Source organism: Streptomyces sp. NPDC015125 (assembly GCF_043080045.1).
Classification (GTDB): Bacteria; Actinomycetota; Actinomycetes; order Streptomycetales; family Streptomycetaceae; genus Streptomyces.
This window is the reverse complement of the sequence record NZ_JBIBVF010000076.1, coordinates 1-389: the sequence shown is the minus strand read 5'-3', so window position 1 is coordinate 389 and position 389 is coordinate 1. Positions and strand designations below refer to the sequence as shown.

At 71.7% G+C, this 389-nt stretch carries 1 protein-coding gene; it reads right to left on the bottom strand.

The annotated features are described in order from the left end of the window. Positions 1 to 389, bottom strand: a 389-nt coding sequence (locus ACF088_RS41445; protein WP_392381149.1) for a helix-turn-helix domain-containing protein, incomplete at both ends; no start/stop codon positions are given.

The following is a 389-nucleotide window of genomic DNA, read 5'->3' as shown; positions in this document are numbered from 1 at the left end:
CTCGTCGAGAGGCGCGTGAGGTTGCGCTCGTCGGGGGTGAGACGAGAGAAGTCGGTGATCAGAGCCGCGGCTGCCGCGTTCCAGGCGACGATGTCCTGCCGGTCGTTGACGACGTAGGCGGGGATGCCGTCGAGTCGGTCGAGCAACTGCCGGGCGTCCGCGGGTACGTCCTGCGGCGCGCCGTCGTTGCCCGCCGGCAGCACTTGTCCGGCCAGGCGGGCCAGATGGTCGCGCTCTGCTTCAGTGAGCTGGAGTGCCGTCGCCAGCGCGGACAGCACCTGGGGGGAGGGCCGGGGTGCCCGTGCCCGTTCCAGTCGTTCGTAGTAGCTCACCGACACCTGCGCCAGGGCGGCCACCTCTTCGCGGCGCAGGCCGGGTGTGCGACGGGC